At 66.4% G+C, this 1,176-nt stretch carries 1 protein-coding gene; it reads right to left on the reverse strand.

Going from position 1 to position 1,176, the window contains the following annotated elements:
- A partial coding sequence (gene tuf, locus H0I76_RS19290) for an elongation factor Tu (RefSeq protein ID WP_200613829.1) occupies positions 1–1,176 on the reverse strand: 1,176 nt, incomplete at its 5' end.

Genomic DNA, 1,176 nt, shown 5'->3' on the forward strand with positions numbered 1-1,176 from the left:
TCACTCGATGATTTTGGAGACGACGCCTGCGCCGACGGTGCGTCCGCCCTCGCGGATGGCGAAGCGGAGCTTCTCCTCCATGGCGATCGGGGCGATCAGCTGCACCGTGAACTTCAGGTTGTCGCCCGGCATCACCATCTCGGTGCCCTCGGGCAGTTCCACCGTCCCGGTCACGTCGGTCGTGCGGAAGTAGAACTGCGGGCGGTAGTTGGTGAAGAACGGCGTGTGACGGCCACCCTCCTCCTTGGTCAGGATGTAGGCTTCGGCCTCGAACTTGGTGTGCGGCGTCACCGAGCCCGGCTTGCACAGCACCTGGCCGCGCTCGACGCCCTCGCGGTCGACGCCGCGCAAGAGCGCGCCGATGTTGTCGCCCGCCTCGCCGCGGTCGAGCAGCTTGCGGAACATCTCGACGCCGGTCACCGTCGTCTTCTTGGTCGGGCGGATGCCGACGATCTCGACTTCCTCGCCCACCGTCACCACGCCGCGCTCGACGCGGCCCGTCACCACCGTGCCGCGGCCCGAGATCGAGAACACGTCCTCGACCGGCATCAGGAACGGCTGGTCGATCGGGCGGTCCGGCGTCGGGATGAACTCGTCAACCGCCGCCATCAGCTCGCGCACCTTGTTCTCGCCGATCTCCGGATCGCGATCCTCCAGCGCCGCCAGCGCCGAGCCCGCGATGATCGGAATGTCGTCGCCCGGGAAGTCGTAGCTCGACAGAAGCTCGCGAACCTCCATCTCGACCAGCTCGAGAAGCTCGGGGTCGTCGACCTGGTCGACCTTGTTCAGGAACACCACCAGCGCAGGCACGCCGACCTGGCGCGCCAGCAGGATGTGCTCGCGCGTCTGCGGCATCGGGCCGTCGGCCGCGTTCACCACCAGGATCGCGCCGTCCATCTGCGCCGCGCCCGTGATCATGTTCTTCACGTAGTCGGCATGACCGGGGCAGTCGACATGCGCGTAGTGACGGTTCGGCGTCTCGTACTCGACATGCGCCGTCGAGATCGTGATCCCGCGCGCCTTCTCCTCCGGCGCCGCGTCGATCTGGTCATACGCCTTGAACTCGCCGAAGAACTTCGTGATCGCCGCCGTCAGCGACGTCTTGCCGTGGTCGACGTGACCAATCGTCCCGACGTTCACATGCGGCTTATTCCGCTCGAACTTTGCCTTACCCAT

Origin of the sequence: Thermohalobaculum xanthum, from assembly GCF_016623495.1 — a bacterium.
Classification (GTDB): Bacteria; Pseudomonadota; Alphaproteobacteria; order Rhodobacterales; family Rhodobacteraceae; genus Thermohalobaculum; species Thermohalobaculum xanthum.